The 20,118-nt window shown below is 73.0% G+C and carries 20 protein-coding genes; 16 read left to right on the top strand and 4 right to left on the bottom strand.

Features of this window, described 5'->3' with window-relative positions; all coding sequences use genetic code 11:
• Positions 1–638 precede the first annotated feature (638 nt).
• The 14 genes from OG766_RS06170 to OG766_RS06105 all read left to right on the top strand — a co-directional run bounded on the left by OG766_RS06170 (position 639) and on the right by OG766_RS06105 (position 14,702).
• A complete protein-coding gene (locus OG766_RS06170; RefSeq protein WP_266378215.1) occupies positions 639–1,484 on the top strand; it encodes a hypothetical protein in 846 nt (281 codons plus the stop codon).
• Entirely contained in the window at positions 1,481–2,677 is a 1,197-nt protein-coding gene (mycP, locus tag OG766_RS06165; RefSeq protein ID WP_266375635.1) for a type VII secretion-associated serine protease mycosin, read from the top strand. The genes OG766_RS06170 and mycP overlap by 4 nt, the downstream gene beginning before the upstream one ends.
• A gap of 92 nt (positions 2,678–2,769) precedes the next feature.
• Positions 2,770–3,513, top strand: a complete 744-nt coding sequence (locus OG766_RS06160) for an SseB family protein (RefSeq protein WP_266375637.1) — start codon at positions 2,770–2,772, stop codon at positions 3,511–3,513.
• A gap of 24 nt (positions 3,514–3,537) precedes the next feature.
• Entirely contained in the window at positions 3,538–3,918 is a 381-nt protein-coding gene (locus OG766_RS06155) for a DUF1844 domain-containing protein (RefSeq protein ID WP_266375639.1), read from the top strand.
• Positions 3,919–4,184: 266 nt separating this feature from the next.
• Positions 4,185–4,913 (top strand): translation initiation factor IF-3, encoded by a 729-nt coding sequence (gene infC, locus OG766_RS06150; protein WP_443045448.1) that lies wholly within the window; start codon positions 4,185–4,187, stop codon positions 4,911–4,913.
• Between the two features lie 103 nt (positions 4,914–5,016).
• The gene (rpmI, locus tag OG766_RS06145) at positions 5,017–5,211 is read left to right on the top strand and encodes a 50S ribosomal protein L35 (RefSeq protein WP_019884943.1); all 195 of its coding nucleotides are present in this window, start codon (positions 5,017–5,019) and stop codon (positions 5,209–5,211) included.
• A 104-nt stretch (positions 5,212–5,315) separates the two neighbouring features.
• A complete protein-coding gene (gene rplT, locus OG766_RS06140) occupies positions 5,316–5,702 on the top strand; it encodes a 50S ribosomal protein L20 (protein WP_066950970.1) in 387 nt (128 codons plus the stop codon).
• A gap of 579 nt (positions 5,703–6,281) precedes the next feature.
• Positions 6,282–7,139, top strand: coding sequence for a TrmH family RNA methyltransferase (locus OG766_RS06135; RefSeq protein WP_266375643.1), 858 nt, complete (start codon positions 6,282–6,284; stop codon positions 7,137–7,139).
• Positions 7,140–7,233: 94 nt separating this feature from the next.
• On the top strand, positions 7,234–8,355 hold the full coding sequence (locus OG766_RS06130) for a sensor histidine kinase (protein WP_423247010.1): 1,122 nt from the start codon (positions 7,234–7,236) through the stop codon (positions 8,353–8,355).
• 126 nt (positions 8,356–8,481) lie between these two features.
• On the top strand, positions 8,482–9,612 hold the full coding sequence (gene pheS, locus OG766_RS06125; protein WP_328724714.1) for a phenylalanine--tRNA ligase subunit alpha: 1,131 nt from the start codon (positions 8,482–8,484) through the stop codon (positions 9,610–9,612).
• A complete protein-coding gene (gene pheT, locus OG766_RS06120; protein ID WP_266375649.1) occupies positions 9,612–12,140 on the top strand; it encodes a phenylalanine--tRNA ligase subunit beta in 2,529 nt (842 codons plus the stop codon). Before pheS ends, pheT begins: the two co-directional genes overlap by 1 nt.
• 148 nt (positions 12,141–12,288) lie before the next feature.
• On the top strand, positions 12,289–12,513 hold the full coding sequence (locus OG766_RS06115) for a hypothetical protein (RefSeq protein ID WP_328724712.1): 225 nt from the start codon (positions 12,289–12,291) through the stop codon (positions 12,511–12,513).
• 266 nt (positions 12,514–12,779) lie between these two features.
• The gene (locus OG766_RS06110) at positions 12,780–14,120 is read left to right on the top strand and encodes a transcriptional regulator (protein WP_328724710.1); all 1,341 of its coding nucleotides are present in this window, start codon (positions 12,780–12,782) and stop codon (positions 14,118–14,120) included.
• Between the two features lie 51 nt (positions 14,121–14,171).
• The gene (locus tag OG766_RS06105; protein ID WP_266375653.1) at positions 14,172–14,702 is read left to right on the top strand and encodes an NUDIX hydrolase; all 531 of its coding nucleotides are present in this window, start codon (positions 14,172–14,174) and stop codon (positions 14,700–14,702) included.
• A 46-nt stretch (positions 14,703–14,748) separates the two neighbouring features.
• On the opposite strand, the gene OG766_RS06100 is transcribed toward OG766_RS06105, so the two are convergent.
• Both OG766_RS06100 and OG766_RS06095 read right to left on the bottom strand, forming a co-directional pair.
• Positions 14,749–15,006 (bottom strand): hypothetical protein, encoded by a 258-nt coding sequence (locus tag OG766_RS06100; protein ID WP_266375655.1) that lies wholly within the window; start codon positions 15,004–15,006, stop codon positions 14,749–14,751.
• 154 nt (positions 15,007–15,160) lie between these two features.
• Positions 15,161–16,021 (bottom strand): 3-hydroxybutyryl-CoA dehydrogenase, encoded by an 861-nt coding sequence (locus tag OG766_RS06095; protein ID WP_266378218.1) that lies wholly within the window; start codon positions 16,019–16,021, stop codon positions 15,161–15,163.
• 194 nt (positions 16,022–16,215) lie between these two features.
• On the opposite strand from OG766_RS06095, the gene OG766_RS06090 reads away from it, so the two are divergent.
• Positions 16,216–17,448: a glycoside hydrolase family 10 protein gene (locus OG766_RS06090; RefSeq protein ID WP_328724708.1), complete on the top strand. Its 1,233-nt coding sequence runs from the start codon at positions 16,216–16,218 to the stop codon at positions 17,446–17,448.
• Positions 17,449–17,456: 8 nt separating this feature from the next.
• Here the strand turns inward: OG766_RS06090 and OG766_RS06085 are convergent, their stop codons facing one another.
• Both OG766_RS06085 and OG766_RS06080 read right to left on the bottom strand, forming a co-directional pair.
• Positions 17,457–17,648 carry a DUF1918 domain-containing protein gene (locus OG766_RS06085; protein WP_266375658.1) on the bottom strand — a complete coding sequence of 64 codons (192 nt, stop codon included), beginning with the start codon at positions 17,646–17,648 and terminating at the stop codon, positions 17,457–17,459.
• A gap of 73 nt (positions 17,649–17,721) precedes the next feature.
• Complete coding sequence (locus OG766_RS06080) at positions 17,722–18,675, bottom strand: DMT family transporter (protein WP_328724707.1); 954 nt, start codon at positions 18,673–18,675, stop codon at positions 17,722–17,724.
• Here OG766_RS06080 and OG766_RS06075 point away from each other — a divergent pair.
• Positions 18,674–20,113: an aminotransferase-like domain-containing protein gene (locus tag OG766_RS06075; RefSeq protein ID WP_266375662.1), complete on the top strand. Its 1,440-nt coding sequence runs from the start codon at positions 18,674–18,676 to the stop codon at positions 20,111–20,113. The two genes, OG766_RS06080 and OG766_RS06075, sit on opposite strands and share 2 nt — an antisense overlap.
• Positions 20,114–20,118: the final 5 nt, after the last annotated feature.

The raw sequence follows: 20,118 nt of genomic DNA, 5'->3' as shown, positions 1-20,118 counted from the left end.
CGGCGCCGCGGCTCGCGGCCGCCGGCGCTCCGTCGGACCCGGCCCCCGCGCCGCGCCCGCCCGACGAGTCCCCGGCATCCGCCACACCCCCGCCTCCACAGCCCACCACCCCCGCGCCCGCCCGGCAGGCCGGTCCGCCGGCCGCGCGCCCGGGGACCACGTCCCCCGGGCCCGGTGCGGGTGTTCCGCGCCCCGCCGGTCAGCCGGTGCCGCGACCGGGGACCGCTGTCCCCGGGTCCGGTCCCGGTGCCGGATCGCGTCCGGGTGCCGGGCCGGGTGTTCCGCGCCCCGCCGGTTCCGACCGCCCGGCCGGTCCGCCGGTGGCGCGCGCCGGAGCCGGGACGAGCGGACCGCGCCCGGTCGGCACCAACCCCCGTACGGACGCGGCGCCCGCGGTCGACGGTGGGACCGGGCCGCGGAGCGCGGCCGCTGAGGTCCGGCGCGCTCCGACCGCGCCCGCGCCGCGAACCGGCGGTGTGCCGCTGCCTCCGGAGGCGCCGCCCGCGGGGGAGCGCCCGCACGCCCAGCCCTTCGGTCGCGCTCGCGCCGCCGAGGAGATACCACCGCGCCCCCCGGCTCCCCCGCGCGGCGCCGCGGCGCCGCCGGCCCGGCCCGTGGGCCCCGCGCCCTCGCCCTGGATGCCGCCCGGCGCGCCCCCGAGGCCGTACCCGGGCGCGTACCCCGAGACGCCCGTCGAGACCACCACCCGGCTGCGCCCCATCCGCACCCGCCACCCGGCGCGCACCGCCGGCGCCGTGGCCTGTGTCGTGCTGGGCCTCGGGCTGATCGGCGGCGCGATCACCGGCAGCTGGCTCGTGGACGACTCGGCCGCCACACCCGCCGCCCGCCCCGGCTACGCCGACACGCGCGCCCTCTGGCACAGCGCACCCGTCGACAGCCTCTTCCCGCGCACGATCAAGGGCCAGGGCGCCGGGCCCGGCGGCGCCGACCGCGTCTGGACCCGGATCGCCGTCGCCCCCGACGGCCCGTGCACGGGCGCGTTCGACCCGCTGCTCCTGAAGGCCCTTCAGCCCGTCGGCTGTCTGCGCGTCCTGCGCGCGACCTACACCGACGCCACCAGCTCCGGCGTCACCACCGTCGGCATGGTCTTCACCGAGGGGGACCGGACCTCGATGACCGCCCTGCGCAGCCGGTTCTCCGAGGAGGGCCTGGACGAACGGGCCGACCTGCTGCCGCGGACGTACGCCGCCCCCGGCACCGTCGCCGCGGGTTTCGGCGACGAACAGCGCGCCAGCTGGACCGTCAACGTCCTCACGGACGCGCCGGTCGTGGTGTACGCGGTGTCCGGGTTCGCCGACGGCCGCCCCGTCGCCGACCCCCAGCCCGCCGCCGAGGCCATGGTCGCCCGTGCCTCCTCCGCCCCGGCCCAGGCCGGCCTCGGCCATGAGGCCAAGGGCATCGCGGACCGCATCGAGCGTGCCCTGCGCAAGACCGCCACGCAGTCCTCGGAGCGTCCCGAATGACGGCAGCCCCCCTCCGCACCCGGTCCACGCCCCGCCGGCTCGCCGGAGCCGTGGCCATGGCCCTCGCCTTCTCGCTGGTCTCCGTCGCGCCCGCGCAGGCCGACGGAATCAGGGCCCGCCAGTGGGCGCTCGAAGCGATGCACACCGACCAGGCGTGGCGGACCACTAAGGGCGAGGGCATCACCGTCGCGGTGCTCGACACCGGCGTCGACGCCGACCACCCGGACCTGACGGGCAACGTCCTCGCGACCAAGGACCTCGTCGGCTTCGGCGCCAAGGCCGGCGACCGGGCCTGGGCCCGGCACGGCACCGCGATGGCCGGGATCATCGCCGGTCACGGCCATGGCACAGGGCAGGAGGACGGCGTACTCGGGATCGCGCCCGAGGCGAAGATCCTTCCCGTCCGGGTGATCCTGGAGGGCATCGACCCCGCGCGCGCCAAGGCCCGCAGCACCCGGGGCACCGCCCTCGCCCAGGGCATCCGCTGGGCCGCCGACCACGGTGCCGACGTCATCAACCTGTCGCTCGGCGACGACAGCGAGTCCGCGCACCCGGACGCCGGCGAGGACGCCGCCGTCCAGTACGCCCTCGCCAAGGGCGCCGTCGTCGTCGCCTCGGCCGGCAACGGCGGCGAGAAAGGCGACCACATCTCGTACCCGGCCGCCTATCCGGGTGTCATCGCGGTCGCGGCGGTGGACCGCTACGGCACCCACGCCTCGTTCTCCACCCGGCGCTGGTACGCCACGGTCAGCGCTCCCGGCGTGGACGTCGTCATCGCCGACCCGGACCGGAAGTACTACGAGGGTTGGGGCACCAGCGCCGCCGCGGCGTTCGTCTCCGGTGCCGTCGCGCTCGTACGCTCCGCGCACCCACGGCTCACCCCCGCCCAGATCAAGCGGCTCCTCGCGGACACCACCCGCGGCGGCCCGAAGAGCGGACGTGACGACGCCAAGGGATACGGCATCGTCGACCCGGCCGCCGCGATCGCCCAGGGCGGCAGGCCGATCCCGGGCGACGTCGACCCCAAGGCCGCCTCGGCCCACGGCCACCGCAGCCGGTACTTCGGCAGCGGCCCGGACGGTTCCTCCGCCGGGGGCGGAGGCGGCGGGGTGCTCGCCCCCGTCTCCGGAGGCATCGGCGCGCTCCTGCTCGCCGGAGCGATCGTCCTGTGGCGAGGCGGCCGCCGCACCTGAGGGCCGCCCCGCCCGAGAGCCTCCGCGCGCCCGCCGCCGACGGCGTCGACCCGGCGTCGGGGAGGCCCCGGCGGAGGAACTAGGCTCGACGCGTGGCGCTCAAGAACATTCCCGACCCGGGCTTCTCCGACGACGACGGCACCGCCGACCCCGCCCTGGAGGCGGCCCTCGCCGCCTGGGCCGAGGACAGGTCCGCGGAGCAGCCGGTCCTCGAGGCGCTCAAGGGCGCCCGGCTCCTCGTCCCCGTCGTCGCCGTGCTCGGTGAACTCGAGGAGGCCGACGAGATCGGGGCGGGCGGACTGCCCCGCGAGAAGTCCAGCGACATGGCCGTCCCCACGCTGACCGCGGGGAACCGCCGGGCGCTGCCCGCGTTCACCTCGACCGCGTCCCTGGCCCTGTGGGACCCGCAGGCCCGCCCTGTCGCCGTACCCCTGCACCAGGCACTCCGGGCCGCCGCCCACGAGAACGCGGACACCCTGGTCCTGGACCTCGCGGGCCCCGTGACGTACCAGCTGACCGGCCGTGCCCTGCTCGCCCTCGCCGAAGGGCGCACCAGCACCGATCCGCTCACCGATCCGGCCGTCACGGAGGCGGTACGCGCCGCGGTGGCCGCCGAGCCGTCGGTGCTCCGTGCCCATCTCGGCCCGGGCAGCGCCGACGGCACCCTCGCCCTGGTCCTCGCCCCGGACGCGGCCCCGGCCGAAGCGGCGCAGCGCGTCGCCCGCGCCCTCGCGGCGGACGGGACGCTGAGGGCCCGGCTGGTGCGCGGACTGGACCTGGCGCTGCTGCCGCCGGGGGCCACGCCTCCGGGTGAGGCCCTGTACGTACGGCCTTGAGGGACACCGCATATCGTGTGCCCCATGAGTGACGCGACCCCCACCCCCGAGCAGCCTGCCGGCGAGCAGGCTCCCGACTTCGACGCCATGACCCGCGACATCGCGGAGGTCCCCGCGGTCGAGGTGATCGTCACGGTCGCGGTGAACCTGATGAGCGCCGCCGCGGTGAAGCTCGGACTCACCGAGGACGGCGAGAAGCACAAGGACCTCGACGAGGCCCGCAAGCTGGTGCACGCGCTGGCAGGGCTCCTCGACGCCGGCGCCACGGAGATCAGCTCCTTCCACGCGGCGCCGCTGCGCGACGGCCTGAAGTCGCTGCAGCTCGCCTTCCGCGAGGCCTCGCTCGTCCCCGACGAGCCCGGCCAGGGCCCGGGCGAGAAGTACACCGGCCCGGTCTACGGCTGACCCGCCCCCCAGGTCGCCCGGTTCGCTCCTTGCGGCCGGAGCTGCTAACCTTGTGTAACGACCGGCTGGACACGTGTGTGTCCGGCCCACAAGTGGAGGCTCCGTCTCCCACCTGATCGCCCTCACGGGCGGCGGGTCACCGGTCAGACGGCCACCATCGTTCCGTACGGACGATGGAGCCGTCGGAGTAGCGCCCCGCGGTAGGCCCGCGGCGGTGTTCCGGTATTCAAGGAGCCCCGCCTGTGTCCTGTCCCGGGGCATTTTTGATGCACCGGCACGGTTGGTCCCAAGGAAATAGACGTTGCGTGGCTGTCCGCCAGACGGCCGCGTGGTGCTACCGAGGAGGATCCATCAGCACCGAGCCCCGCATCAACGACCGGATTCGCGTTCCCGAGGTGCGACTTGTCGGTCCCAGCGGCGAGCAGGTCGGGATTGTTCCGCTTGCCAAGGCGCTGGAGCTTGCCCAGGAGTACGACCTCGACCTGGTCGAGGTCGCGGCGTCCGCGCGGCCGCCGGTCTGCAAGCTCATGGACTACGGCAAGTTCAAGTACGAGTCGGCCATGAAGGCCCGTGAGGCGCGCAAGAACCAGGCGCACACGGTCATCAAGGAAATGAAGCTCCGGCCGAAGATCGACCCGCACGACTACGACACCAAGAAGGGTCACGTCGTCCGGTTCCTCAAGCAGGGCGACAAGGTCAAGATCACGATCATGTTCCGTGGTCGCGAGCAGTCCCGGCCGGAGCTCGGCTACCGGCTGCTGCAGCGGCTCGCGGAGGACGTCCAGGACCTCGGTTTCGTCGAGTCGAACCCGAAGCAGGACGGCCGCAACATGATCATGGTTCTCGGTCCGCACAAGAAGAAGACCGAGGCGATGGCCGAGGCCCGTGAGGCGCAGGCCGCCCGCAAGGCGGAGCGTCAGGGTCAGCCCGCCACTGAGGCGGACCCCGCCGAGGACCCCGCCGAGGACCCCGCCGAGGAGCCCGCCGAGGCCTGATTCCGGGACGACCGTCCTGGACATCAACCGATACATCTGACGCTTTCGCCTGCCGGTTTACGACCGGTGACGGAAGCGCCACTGACGAGGAGAGAACGGCGCGATGCCGAAGAACAAGACGCACAGCGGTGCCAAGAAGCGCTTCAAGATCACCGGCTCCGGCAAGGTGCTGCGCGAGCGCGCCGGCAAGCGCCACCTGCTCGAGCACAAGTCGTCCAAGCTGACGCGTCGCCTCACCGGCAACGCCGAGATGGCCCCGGGTGACGCCGCCAAGATCAAGAAGATGCTGGGCATCTGATTGATTTCCCGCCCTCGGTGACGGGGGCTTCCGGGCAAAGACCGGGACCAATTCGTTTCCGGGTCGTGTGAGTCAACCACGGCCCCGCTACAAGGAGTTAACAAGTGGCACGCGTCAAGCGGGCAGTCAACGCCCACAAGAAGCGCCGGGCGATCCTCGAGCAGGCCAGCGGTTACCGGGGTCAGCGCTCCCGCCTGTACCGCAAGGCGAAGGAGCAGGTCACCCACTCCCTCGTCTACAACTACAACGACCGCAAGAAGCGCAAGGGCGACTTCCGTCAGCTGTGGATCCAGCGCATCAACGCCGCTGCCCGCGCCAACGGCATCACCTACAACCGCTTCATCCAGGGTCTGAAGGCCGCCAACGTCGAGGTGGACCGCAAGATCCTCGCCGAGCTCGCGGTCAACGACGCCGGCGCCTTCGCCGCGCTCGTCGAGGTCGCCCAGAAGGCGCTCCCGAGCGACGTCAACGCGCCGAAGGCCGCGGCCTGACGGTCGCGTCCCACCCGGACACAGCCCGGACCCGCAGGCCGCGAGCCTGCGGGTCCGCGCACGTCGGGGCCACGGCGCGGCGCCTGCTGCGGGCTCTCCCGGGGCGCTGAGCCCCCGGACGCCGTCCAGGGCCGCGCCCCGGACCCCGTCCGCGAGGCTCACGCCGGACCGTGACCGGGGCTCGTGTCCTGCCCAGGACCGGGCGCCCTCTCGTGACCGGGCTCGTGTGCGGCCGGTTCCCCAGGGACCGGGCGCGCTCCCTTGACCAGGGGGCTCGCGCCGCCCCGGAACCGGGTCCGCTCCCCGGAACCGGGACAGGTTCCCCAGGGACCGGGCCCAGCGTCTCCCCGGGACCGGGCTCGGGCCGTCCCGTGACCGGTCCCGCGCCCCGGCCCCGTTCGAGGGGCTCCGCCCCAGACCCGTAGCAGCCGGTACCGGCCGCACATCCGGTCCAGCCCGTCCGGCGCTCGAGGACGGACCCGGTGCCGGGCCCTGCGGAGCCCGCCCCGCAGGGCGTGCCGTGCCCGGGCACGGCCATGAAGGACCCGGGCACGGCCATGAAGGAAGTGAGTGCACCCCATGCACAACCCCGAGCTGATCTCCGCGCGGTCCCCGCGCGTCGTCGCCGCGCGGCGGCTCGCCAAGCGGAACTTCCGGTCCAAGGACCGGCGGTTCATCGCCGAGGGACCGCAGGCCGTACGGGAGGCCGTGGAGCACCGGGGCGACGACGGCCGCCCGACGCTCATCGAGCTCTTCGCCACCGTCGAGGCCGCCGAGCGCTACACGGACATCGTCGGGGCGGCGCGTGCCGCCGGGGTCCGGATCCACTACGCCGACGACACCGTCCTGGCGGAGGTCTCGCAGACCGTCACACCGCAGGGACTGGTCGGTGTGTGCGGGTTCCTCGACTCGCCGTTCGAGGACATCCTCGCCGCCCGGCCCAGGCTCGTGGCCGTCCTGGCGCACGTACGCGACCCCGGGAACGCCGGCACGGTCCTGCGCTGCGCCGACGCCGCGGGCGCCGACGCGGTCGTCCTCACCGACGCCTCCGTGGACCTGTACAACCCGAAGTCGGTGCGGGCCTCGGTCGGTTCGCTCTTCCATCTGCCCGTCGCCGTCGGCGTACCCGTCGAGCAGGCCGTCAGCGGGCTCAAGGGCGCCGGTGTGCGGATCCTCGCCGCGGACGGGGCCGGCGAGGACGACCTGGACGACGAGCTGGACGCGGGCACCATGTCCGGGCCCACCGCCTGGATCTTCGGCAACGAGGCCTGGGGCCTGCCCGAGGAGACCCGTGCGCTCGCCGACGCCGTCGTCCGCGTGCCGATCCACGGCAAGGCGGAGAGCCTCAACCTCGCGACCGCCGCCGCCGTCTGCCTCTACGCCTCCGCACGCGCCCAGCGCACCCCCGGCGGCTGTCGCGCCACCACCGCCCGGTAGGTCGCGCCCCGCAGGGTGTCGCTCCGTCACCGCCGACTAGTAGGGTGACCAATTCGGGGACCCACTGCACTGGTTCGAGAGGTGGGGTACGGGGATGGCTGTCGGCACAAGAAGGCCCTCGGAGGCACAACCGGCCTTCGCAGGCGCCGCCATGGATGACGCGTGCCCCGGCATCGACCCCGACGACCTGCCCGACGGGCTCGTCGTCGCCGACGAGACCGGCCGGGTGATCTGCTTCAACGCCGCGGCCGCACGGATCACCGCCATCCCCGGTGCCGAGGCACTCGGCCGGCCGCTGGAGCAGGCGCTGCCGCTGGAGGACCTCAAGGGGCGCCGCTGGTGGCAGCTGACCGACCCCTACGGCGGCCTCGCCACCCGTGTCGGCCAGCCCGAGCGGAATCTGCTGCTCCCCGGCAACCGCGAGGTCCTCGTCTCCGCCCGGTACGTACGGGAGGCCCCCACAGGGCCCGTGCGCCGTCTCGTGATCTGTCTGCGCGGCACCGAGGCGCGCCGCCGCACCGAGCGCAGCCACGCGGAGCTGATCGCCACCGTCGCCCATGAGCTGCGCTCGCCGCTGACCTCCGTCAAGGGCTTCACGGCCACCCTGCTCGCCAAGTGGGAGCGCTTCACCGACGACCAGAAGCGGCTCATGCTGGAGACCGTCGACGCCGACGCCAACCGCGTCACCCGGCTCATCGCCGAGCTCCTCGACATCTCCCGCATCGACTCCGGCCGGCTCGAAGTGCGCCGCCAGCCCGTGGACATCGCCGCCGCCGTCGGCCGCCACGTCCAGGCTCACACCGCGGGAGGCCAGTCCCCGGACCGGTTCTTCGTCCGTATCCACCGTCGGCTCCCCACCCTGTGGGCCGATCCCGACAAGATCGATCAGGTGCTCGGCAATCTGCTTGAAAATGCGGTGCGCCACGGCGAGGGAACCGTCACCATCGAGGTGGCACCCGCGATCAGCAAGAGCGACGAGAAGGGAACGACCGTCACCGTGAGCGACGAAGGCCCCGGCATCCCGGAGGAGTCGATGGGCCGTGTCTTCACCCGCTTCTGGCGGGGGAGCAAGCGTGGCGGCACCGGCCTCGGGCTGTACATCGTCAAGGGCATCGTCGAGGCGCACGGCGGGACGATCACCGTCGGCCGCGGTCCGGGCGGTGGCGCGGAATTTCGATTTACGTTGCCCGTGGGCGCCCCCGCCTTTCTCACCTGACAGGCACCCCGGCAGCCCGCGGGCTCATTCGCGCACCCTCACCCCGCTAGACTCGACCTTTGGCACCTTTGCGTCCTCGGTCGTCGAGCGGGGGCCCCAGCCACCCCATCGGAAGTACGGGAAGAGATGTCGGCACCGAACAAGTCGTACGACCCTGTCGAGGTCGAGGCACTGAAACCGGAACAGATCGAGCGCATGCGGGACGAGGCGCTCGCCGCCTTCGCCGCCGCGGGCGACCTCGACGCGCTCCACGAGGCGAAGATCGCGCAGACCGGCCCCACCTCGCCGCTCGCGCTCGCCAACCGGGAGATCGGCGCCCTGCCGCCGCACGCCAAGGCCGAGGCCGGCAAGCGTGTGGGCCAGGCCCGCGGTGCCGTGAACAAGGCCCTGGCCGCCCGTCAGGCCGAGCTCGAGGCGGAGCGGGACACCCGCGTGCTGGTCGAGGAGGCGGTGGACGTCACCCTTCCGTACGACCGCGTACCGGCCGGCGCCCGCCACCCGCTGACCACGCTGTCCGAGCGCATCGAGGACATCTTCGTGGCCATGGGCTACGAGGTCGCCGAAGGCCCCGAGGTCGAGACCGAATGGCTGAACTTCGACGCGCTGAACATCGCGGCCGACCACCCCGCCCGCGGTGAGCACGACACCTTCTTCGTGAAGGCCGCCGACGGCGACGGGGACACCGGCTCCGGCGTCGTGCTGCGTACGCACACGTCGCCCGTGCAGGTCCGCTCCATGCTGGACCGCGAGCCGCCGCTGTACGTGATCTGCCCCGGCCGCGTCTACCGCACCGACGACCTGGACGCCACCCACACCCCGGTGTTCCACCAGGTCGAGCTGCTCGCCGTCGACGAGGGCCTCACCATGGCCGACCTCAAGGGCACCCTGGACCACATGGTCCGCGCGCTCTTCGGCGGCGAGGGCATGAAGACCCGGCTGCGGCCGAACTTCTTCCCCTTCACCGAGCCGTCCGCCGAGATGGACATGGTCTGTTACGTCTGCCGCGGCGAGTCCGTCGGCAACCCGGACCGGCCCTGCCGCACCTGCTCCAGCGAGGGCTGGATCGAGCTCGGCGGCTGCGGGATGGTCAACCCGAAGGTGCTCGTCGCCTGCGGTGTGGACCCCGAGAAGTACAGCGGATTCGCCTTCGGGTTCGGCATCGAGCGGATGCTGATGTTCCGCCACAACGTCGAAGACATGCGAGACATGGTCGAGGGTGACGTCCGGTTCACCCGGCCCTTCGGGATGGAGATCTGATGCGGGTCCCGCTTTCATGGCTGCGGGAGTACGTCGACCTGCCGGCGACGGAGACCGGCCGTGACGTACAGACCAAGCTCATCGCGGCCGGCCTGGAGGTCGAGACCGTCGAGCAACTCGGCGCCGGGCTCACCGGCCCGCTCGTCGTGGGCCAGGTGCTCACGATCGAGGAGCTGACCGAGTTCAAGAAGCCGATCCGCTTCTGCACCGTCGACGTCGGCCAGGCCAACCAGACCGGCGAGCCGCAGGAGATCATCTGCGGCGCCCGGAACTTCGCCGTCGGCGACAAGGTCGTCGTCGCGCTTCCAGGCGCCGTCCTGCCCGGTGACTTCCGTATCGCCGAGCGCAAGACGTACGGCCGGGTCTCGCGGGGCATGATCTGCTCCGGCGACGAGCTCGGCATGGGCGACGACGGGACGCACGGCATCATCGTGCTGCCGCCCGAGATCGAGATCGGCACCGACGCCACCGAGCTGCTTGAGCTGTTCGACGAGGTCCTCGACATCGCCGTCACACCCGACCGCGGCTACTGCCTGTCGCTGCGCGGTGTCGCCCGCGAGACCGCCATCGCCTACGGCCGGCCGCTGCGCGACCCGGCGCTGCTGGACGTGCCCGCGCCCAACTCGTACGGCTACGCGGTGAAGATCGCGGACCCGATCGGCTGCGACCGCTTCACCGCGCGCACCGTCGTCGGCCTCGACCCCGAGGCACGCTCCCCGATCTGGATGCAGCGCAGGCTGCAGAAGGCCGGGATGCGGCCGATCTCGCTCGCCGTCGACATCACCAACTACGTGATGCTGGAGCTCGGCCAGCCGCTGCACGCGTACGACCGGACCCGGCTCGACGGGCCGATCGGGGTGCGCCGCGCCGAGGCCGGGGAGAAGTTCACCACCCTCGACGGCGTCAAGCGCGTCCTGGACGCCGAGGACCTGGTCATCACCGACAACCGCGGGCCCATCGGCCTCGCGGGCGTGATGGGCGGCGCCAACACGGAGATCGCCGACGCCGCGACCGACCCGGAGACCGGTGAGGTCCACGGCACCACCGAGGTCGTCATCGAGGCAGCGCACTTCGCCCCCGTCTCCATCGCCCGCACCGCACGCCGCCACAAGCTGTCCTCCGAGGCGTCCAAGCGCTTCGAGCGCGGCGTCGACCCGCAGGCCGCCGCCGCGGCCGCGCAGCGCACGGTCGACCTGCTGGTGCTGCTCGCGGGCGGCACCGCCGAGGCCGGCGTCACCGAGATCATCGCGCCGTCCGCGCCGCGTACGGTCTCGATGCCCGCCGACCACCCCGACCGGGTCGCCGGTGTCACCTACGGCCGCGAGACCGTGGTCCGCCGCCTCCAGCAGGTCGGCTGCGACGTCTACGGGCAGGACGAGCTCGTCGTCTCCGTCCCGTCGTGGCGCCCCGACCTGCACGAGCCGAACGACCTCGCGGAAGAGGTCATCCGGCTGGAGGGCTACGAGAACCTGCCCTCCACGCTGCCCACGCCGCCGTCGGGCCGCGGGCTCACCTCCCGCCAGCGGCTGCACCGGCGCGTCGGCCGTGCGCTGGCCGGCAGCGGCTACGTCGAGGCGCTGAACTACCCGTTCGTCGGGGAGGCGGTCCTCGACCAGCTCGGCCTGGAGGCGGACGACCCGCGACGCACCGTCGTCACGCTGGTCAACCCGATCTCCGACGAGGAGCCGGCGCTGCGCACCACGCTGCTGCCCGGTCTGCTCGCCGCGCTGCGCCGCAACGTCGGCCGCGGGACCGGTGACCTGGCGCTGTTCGAGACCGGTCTGGTCTTCCGGCCCACCGGTGAGGAGACGGTCCCGGGCGTGCTGCCCGTCGACCGCCGCCCCACCGACGAGGAGATCGCCGTACTGAACGCGGCCCTGCCGCGTCAGCCGCGCCGCGTCGCCACGGTGCTGGCCGGCGCCCGCGAGCAGGCCGGCTGGTGGGGCGCGGGACGTCCGGCCGACTGGGCCGACGCGGTCGAGTCCGCCCGTACCGTCGCCCGTCAGGCCGGCGCCGGGCTCGTCGTCCGGGCCGACCGGCACGCGCCGTGGCACCCGGGCCGCTGTGCCGCGCTGTACGCCACGGTGAACGGTGAGGAGACCCTCGTCGGACACGCGGGCGAGCTGCACCCGCGGGTCATCAAGGCGCTGGGGCTGCCGGAGCGCACCTGCGCGATGGAGCTGGAGCTGGACCTGCTGGAGCAGGCCGGCGAAGGCGCGCTGCAGGCTCCGCGGATCTCCACGTTCCCGGTGGCCACGCAGGACGTCGCGCTCGTCGTCCCCGACGAGGTTCCGGCGGCGGACGTCGAGAAGGTGCTGCGCGAGGGCGCCGGTGAACTGCTGGAGTCCATCCGGCTGTTCGACGTCTTCACGGGTGAGCAGATCGGCGAGGGCCGGAAGTCGCTCGCCTACGCGCTGCGGTTCCGTGCCGCCGACCGCACGCTGACCGTCGAGGAGGCCTCGGCCGCCCGCGACGCCGCCGTCGCGCTCGCCGCCGAGCGCACCGGAGCGGTGCTGCGCGGCGCCTGAGCATCCCGCTCAGCGCCGAGGGGCGCACCAGGATCCGTTCCGGGTGCGCCCCTCTCGTATGCGTGCCTCCAGCTCACTCCTTCGAGTGGGAAGCCGGGCGGATGGCCGCGTGTCCCCGCCGGCGATCGACTGAATCGACCCGGCCGGCATGGACCTTCTCGTCCACGGCCTCGATCCGGGCGAGGTACCGCCCCAGGCGCCGCACTCGCGGTCGTGGTCCAGTGGGTGCACTCGGCGCTGGGTGCGCCACATGGGCGGCCGGCTGACCGACGATGTGGCCCTCATGGTGCTGCGGAACGACCGGACACGGGTCGCGGCGCAGTCCGCGGAGCCGGGGCTGCGCCGTTCCCGCCGGGAACCCTCCAATCGCTGACGGACAACCGGTCGTTCGCGGCCGCGCGCCGCCCGCCCTGCCGCGGAGTGTCGGGCAGACCGGCGGGACGGACGGCGCGGATACGGGCCGCCGCACTGTACGAGGGGGAGCCGGCGGCCCGGCCGCCTCCATGTGAGGCAGTTCAGTCAACCGGTGCGCCCGGTACGGCGGCAGCGCGCGCACGGCATGGATATATGCACTTGTTTCACACCCCGTGCGAAGCCCGCTCCACTACGCTGGGCCGCACCGAGCCAACGGAGGGCCCCATGCAGCCCAACACCCTGCTCGACGCACTGCTGGACGAGGCGGGCATCTCCCACGCGGGCCTCGCCGCCCATGTCAACCAGATGGGCCGGGCGCGAGGCCTGACCCTCCGGTACGAACACACGGCGGTGGCACGCTGGTTGAAGGGCCAGCGGCCGCGCGGCCGGGTGCCCGATCTCATCTGCGAGGTGCTCGCGGCCCGGCTCCACCGCGCGGTCACCCTCGACGACATCGGGCTCGGCGTTCCGGGGGAGACCGGCGACCGGCACGGCTCGCCGCTCTCCGGTTTCGTGGAGCGCGCCACCGCGTTGTGGCGCTCGGACGAACAGCAGCGTCCGCACATACTCGGCGCCCCGGCGGTCACGGGCACGCCCGCGGTGATGCCGGTCTGGGAGTGGGAGAACCCGCCGGAGGACGCCGACGTCTCGCGCAGCGGACCGACCCGGGTGAGCATGGCCGACATCAAGATGCTGCGGGCGGCCCGCGCGCACTACGAGCTGATGTACCGCAAGGCCGGCGGTATCGCCACCCGCTCCCGGATCGTCGGCTTCCTCAACGCCGAGACGGCGCCGCTGCTGCGGGGCGCCTACAGCGACGCGCTCGGCCGTCAGCTGCACCGCGCGACCGGCGGCCTGGTCGCCGTCGCGGGCATCTGCGCGTACGACTCGGACGCGCACGGGCTGGCCCAGCGCTACTTCCACCAGGCGCTGCGGCTCGCGAAGGCGAGCGGCGACCGGGGGCTCGGGGCGTACGTCATCGCGCTGCTGGTGAACCAGTCGCTGTTCATGGGGGAGCACCGGCAGGCGGTGGCGTTCGCGGAGGCGGCGCTGCGGGCCGCCGGACGGCAGATCACGCCGGCGCTTGCCGCCGATCTGTACGCGATGCAGGCGAAGGCGTACGCGCAACTGGGGGACGGTGGCGCCGCGTTGGGCTGTATCCGGCGCGCGGAGGCCGAGGCGGAGCGGATCCGCCCCGGGCACGAACCGGACGAGACGGGCTACGTCCAGCCGGGGCTGGTGAACGTGCAGGTCGCGGAGGCGCTGCTGTGCCTCGGGGACCTGACGGCGGCCGGTGAGCACGCGCGGGCCGCCGCCGCGGTTCCGTCGCACGACCGGGGCCGGGTGCACCGGCTGGCCATGCTGAGCCAGATCGAGCTGCGCCAGGGCGAGGCGGACCGGGCCGCGCGGACGGCGGTCGAGATGACCGAACGGGCCAGGGGAACGGAGTCGCAGCGGCTCCGGGACCGGCTGCGGTCGGTACGGGAGCATCTCGCGGCGAGCGGCTGCCCGCCCGCGGTGGAGGCGGCCGAACTCATCGACGGAGCCCTGCGCGTTCCCCTGTGAGCATGACCCTGCTGCGATATTGCCATCTACTTGTCGGAAGGTGGCAGAACCGTGCAGTGGACGAAGTTGAGCGAGCAAACCGTCTATGAGAACCGCTGGTTCAGGGTCAATCTCGCGGATGTGGAGCTGCCGGACGGCCGGCATCTCGACCACTTCCTGATCCGGCTCCGCCCGGTCGCCGTCGCGACCGCCGTCAACGAGGCCAACGAGGTGCTGATGCTCTGGCGGCACCGCTTCATCACCGACAGCTGGGGCTGGGAGCTCGCGGCAGGTGTCGTCGAGGACGGCGAGGACATCGCCTCCGCCGCGGCCCGTGAGATGGAGGAGGAGACCGGCTGGCGCCCCGGGCCGCTCCAGCATCTGCTGACCGTGGAGCCGTCCAACGGGCTGACCGACGCGCGGCACCATCTCTACTGGTCGGAGAAGGCCACGTACATCGGCCATCCCGAGGACGACTTCGAGTCCTCGCGCCGAGAGTGGATACCGCTGAAGCTGGTCCCCGACATGATCGCCCGCGGCGAGGTCCCGGCCGCCAACATGGCGGCCGGGCTGCTGATGCTGCACCATCTGCGGCTGGGCTGAGCGACGCGGGGACGGCCCCCGGTGCCCCACCTGTCCCGGACATGATCTAGTGGCCGGCCGCCTGCCAGACCGCCACCGCCAGCGCGCCCAGCGCGGTGAGCGCGGCGACGGCGGGCAGGGGCCACCTGCTGTGCTCGAGCGTCACCACGCGTGCGGCCAGTTCGTCCAGATCCCGGTCGATCCGGTCGTGCCGCTGGGCCAGCAGGGCGAGATGCCCGTCGATACGGGCGAGGCCGACGTCGAGTGTGCGGCGCAGCTCGGCGAACTCCTCGACGGCGGCTAAGTGATCGGGGTCGGTGGTCACCTGTCTGCTCCTCTTAGGAAAAGTTGTCCGGTGGTCCCTCGGCCGAGCGATCCCGAGTCAACTCCCCCTTGTGGGAGCCGGGGAGCGTGTGCGCACGGCATATGCGGACACGCTCCTCACACCCCGTGTGAAACACCTGTGCGAATCAGGGGAATCAGGAGTACGAGTAGAAGCCCGACCCCGTCTTGCGCCCCAGCCGTCCCGCGTCCACCATGCGCTGCAGCAGCGGCGGAGCGGCGTACAGCGGCTCCTTGAACTCGGCGTACATCGAGTCGGCCACCGAGGCGACCGTGTCCAGACCGATCAGGTCCGAGAGCTTCAGCGGGCCCATCGGGTGGGCGCAGCCCAGCTCCATGCCGTTGTCGATGTCCTCACGGCTGGCGATGCCCGACTCGAACATCCGGATCGCCGAGAGCAGATACGGGATGAGCAGCGCGTTCACCACGAAGCCCGAGCGGTCCTGGGCGCGGATGGCGTGCTTGCCCAGTATCTGCTCGACCACGGCCTCCGACCGCTTGATCGTCTCCTCGGACGTCGTCAGGGCCGGGATCAGCTCGACGAGCTTCTGCACCGGGGCCGGGTTGAAGAAGTGGATGCCGATGACCTGGTCGGGACGGGAGGTCGCGACGGCCAGCTTCACCAGCGGGATGGAGGAGGTGTTGGAGGCGAGGATCGCGTCCTGCCGGGTCACGACCTGGTCGAGGACCTGGAAGATCTCGGTCTTGACCTGCTCGTTCTCCACGACGGCCTCGATGACGAGATCGCGGTCCGCGAACTCACCGAGGTCGGTGGTGAAGCTGAGCCGCGCCAGCGTCGCGTCCCGCTCCTCCTCGCTGATCTTGCCGCGTTCGGCGGCCTTCGAGAGCGAGTTGTACAGACGCGTACGGCCGATCTCCAGGGCCTCGCCGGTGGTCTCGGCGACCCTGACCTCGAGTCCGCTGCGGGCGCACACCTCCGCGATACCGGCGCCCATCTGGCCACAGCCCACCACTCCGACGCGGGATACGCCGGCCACAGTGTCGGTCACATCGTGCCTTTCGCTGATCTTCGGTGCGGCAGGTCCCCCGTATGGCTCCGGTGACCGCCTCGACCCCACGACGTTACTCCGCCGGTGCGTGTGGACGGGCGCCCGGGGCGGGCATGCTGTGCGGGAACGGCGGCGAGGACGCGGCGCACAACGGTCCGGAGGGTCGGTACATGACTCGGCGTATGAGGCAGATCACCCGGCGGGGGTTCGTCACGGCGGCCGGCACGCTCGCCGCACTGGCCATGACCGGGAAGGCGGCAGCGGCGTCCGCGCGGCGCCGCAGCTGCCCCCAGGAGTTCCGGGGGATGTGGCTGGCCACGGTGGCCAACCGGGACTGGCCCTCGCGGACCGGACTGAGCGCCGCCCAGCAGCGCGCGGAGCTGCTCGCGTACCTCGACCGGGCCGTGGCCCGCCGGCTCAACACAGTGATCTTCCAGGTCCGGCCGACCGCCGATGCGATGTGGCCCTCGCCGTACGAGCCGTGGTCGGCGTATCTGACCGGCGTCCAGGGGCGGAACCCCGGCTGGGACCCGCTGGGCACCGCGGTGGCCGAGGCCCACGCCCGCGGGCTGGAACTGCACGCCTGGTTCAACCCGTACCGGGTCGCCACGCACACCGATGTGAGCCGGCTCGCCCCGAACCATCCGGCACGGCGCAACCCCGAATGGGTGCTTCCATACGGTGGAAAGCTCTACTACAACCCGGGACTGCCCGAAGTGCGGGCATTCGTCCAGGACGCGATGCTCGACGCCGTAGAGCGGTACGGCATCGACGCCGTGCACTGGGACGACTACTTCTACCCGTATCCGGTGGCCGGCGAGGTCTTCGACGACGACGCGGCCTACGAGGAGTACGGCGCGGACTTCCCCGACCGGGCGGCCTGGCGGCGCAACAACATCGATCTGCTCGTGCGCGAGACGGCCGCACGGATCAGGCGCATCGACAGCCGGGTCCGCTTCGGCATCAGCCCGTTCGGGGTCTGGCGCAACGCCGCGACCGACCCGCTCGGCTCCGACACGAGGGCGGGCGTGCAGACGTACGACGATCTGTACGCCGACACCCGCACGTGGGTGCGCCGGGGATGGATCGACTACATCGTCCCGCAGCTGTACTGGCACATCGGGCTGGCCGTGGCCGACTACGCGAAACTGGTGCCCTGGTGGGCGAAGACGGTGCGGGGCACCGGGGTCGACCTCTACATCGGCGAGGCGCTCTACAAGGCAGGTGACCCGGCCCAGCCCGCCCCGTGGCAGGACCCGGCCGAACTCTCACGCCACCTCACCCTGGCGTGCGGCCACCCGGAGGTGCGCGGCCACTGCTTCTTCGCGGCCAAGGAGATCGTCACGGACCGGATCGGGGCGATGGCCAGGGTGGTGGCCGATCACTACCCGACCCGGATCCGGGCACCGCGCTGACCTCGGACTCAGTGCTCGCGGTGGCGTACGACGCTGTCGGGACCTGGGGACATCAGGCACTCGTGCCCGTCGTCCTCGAAGCGGACACGGTAGGGGGGTGTGCCTTTGTCGCCCAGTACCTCTACGACTTCGGCGAGCCGATCGTGCTGACCGACAACTCGGCCGTGCACGAGCAGCTTGTCGCCCACACTCGCTTCCATCGGGCGTGACCTCCTTGAAGGGGGTGGTCGGGTATTCCTGAGTCTACGTCCCGGGGTGTGACCCGTGTCACTCTCAGGTGCTCGTGCGCTGGGTGACGGTGATGCAGACCAGCACCGCGACGGCGGCCAGCGGGGCGGCGGGGGAGAGCTGCTCCGAGAGCAGCAGGACCGACCAGACGAGGGTCAGCAGCGGCTGGGCGAGCTGGAGCTGACTGGCCCTGGCGATGCCGATCGACGCCATGCCGCGGTACCAGACGTAGAGCCCGAAGAAGGTCGATCCGGCGGCCACCCAGGCCAGTCCGACGAGGCCGTGCGCGGTCGGGCGGACCGGTTCGGCCATCAGGGCGACCACCGCGCCGGCCAGGGCGAGCGGGAGGCACAGGACGAGCGCCCAGCCGGCGACCTGCCAGCCCGGCATCAGCCGGGCCAGCCGGCCGCCCTCCGTGTAGCCGGCCGCGCACACCAGCAGCGCGCCGAACAGATACGGATCGCCCGCCGACAGTGAGCCGCCGCTCTCGCCCAGCGTGAACGCGACCACGACCGCGGCGCCGGCGAGCGCCGCCCCCCAGAAGGTGCGCGAGGGCCGCCGGCCGGTCCGCACGGCCGCGAAGGCGGCGGTCGTCAGCGGCAGCAGCCCGACCACCACCGCGGCGTGGGACGTGGTCGACGTCCGCAGCGCGAGCGTCGTGAGCAGCGGGAAGCCCACGACCACGCCGCCGGCGACGACCAGCAGGGAGCCCCAGTGCCGCCGCTCGGGTACGGGCACGCGCAGCGCGAGCAGAAAGACGCCGGCGATGGCGGCCGCGAGGATGGTCCGCAGGGCCACGAGCGACCACGGGCCGAAGGACTCGAGCCCCCAGGCGGTCGAGGGGAACGTGAGGGAGAAGGCGGCGACGCCGAGCGAGGCGAGCAGGGTCCCGCGGCGGGACCCGGCCGGGCTCTCGGTGCGGGCCGCCGTATGCGACGCCGGCGGCGTGGCGGGGACCGCTATCGACGCGGTGGCAGTAGCGCTATCCTGTGCTTCCATGCAAGAGCGTAGCAGTGTGGCCGAACTGGCGAGCATCCTGAAGCGGGAGCTGAACCGCTACTCACCCGGAGAGAAGCTGCCGTCGAGCCGAGTTCTGGTCGAGCGCCACCGGGTCTCGCCGGTCACGGTCTCCCGCGCCCTGGCCCAGCTCACCGCCGAAGGGCTCGTCGTCACCCGGCCGGGCGCGGGCGCCTTCCGCGCGCAGCCCCGGGCGGACACCCCCGCTCCCGGCGACACCTCCTGGCAGGAGGTCGCGCTCAGCGCGGACGGCGCGACGGAGGTGGTGCCGCGGGCCGTCGACGCCTCCGGTGTGCTCGTGACGCTCGCCGCGCCCGCCTCCGGTGTCGTCGAGTTCAACGGCGGCTATCTGCATCCGTCCCTGCAGCCCGAGCAGGCGATGGCCGCGGCGCTCGCGCGGGGCGGCAGGCGCCCGGGGGCGTGGGGCCGCCCGCCCACCGACGGACTGCCCGAGCTGCGCGCATGGTTCGCGCGCGGCATCGGCCCGGGTGTCACGGCGGCCGAGGTGCTGGTGACCGCGGGCGGACAGTCCGCGCTCACCACCGCGCTGCGCGCCCTCGCCCCGCCCGGCGCTCCCGTGCTCGTCGAATCGCCCACGTACCCGGGCATGCTGGCCATCGCCCGTGCCTCGGGGCTGCGGCCGGTGCCGGTGCCGGCCGACCCGGCTCAGGGTGTCCGCCCCGAACTCCTCGCCGCGGCCTTCCGGGCCACCGCCGCCCGGGTGTTCGTCACCCAGCCGCTCTTCCAGAACCCCACCGGAGCCGTGCTCGCCCCCGAAGGCCGCGCCGAGGTGCTGCGGATCGCACGCGCCGCGGGCGCGTTCGTCGTCGAGGACGACTTCGCCCGCCGTCTCGTCCACGCCGACGCGGGCCCGCTCCCCGCGCCGCTCGCCGCCGACGACCCCGACGGCGTGGTCGTGCACGTCCACTCCCTCACCAAGGTCACCTCACCGAGCCTGCGGGTGGCCGCGCTGGCCGCCCGGGGACCCGTCCTCGAACGTCTTCGCGCCATCCACGTCGTCGACAACTTCTTCGTCCCCGGACCGCTCCAGGAAGCCGCCCTGGAACTCGTCGGCGCCCCGGCCTGGAAGCGGCACCTCCGCGCCGTCGCGGCCGAGTTGAAGACCCGCCGCGACACCATGACCGCGGCCCTGCGGCTGCACCTGCCCGAACTCTCGCTCCCGCACATCCCCTCCGGCGGCTACCACCTCTGGGCCCGTCTTCCCGACGGCACCGACGAGGCGGCCCTCGTCTCCGCGGCCCTCCGGGCGGGCGTGGCCGTGGCTCCCGGCCGCCCGTACTTCAGCGCCGAACCTCCGGCGGGGCACCTCCGGCTGAGCTTCGCCGGCGTCGCGGGCCCGGCCGAGATCGCGGAGGGGGTGCGGAGGCTGCGTACCGCCTGCGACGAGATTCTCGGGTGACGCCC

Source organism: Streptomyces sp. NBC_00259, assembly GCF_036181745.1.
GTDB classification, from domain to species: Bacteria; Actinomycetota; Actinomycetes; order Streptomycetales; family Streptomycetaceae; genus Streptomyces; species Streptomyces pratisoli.
The sequence above is the reverse complement of the archived record's forward strand: the minus strand, read 5'-3'. Positions and strand labels throughout refer to the sequence as shown.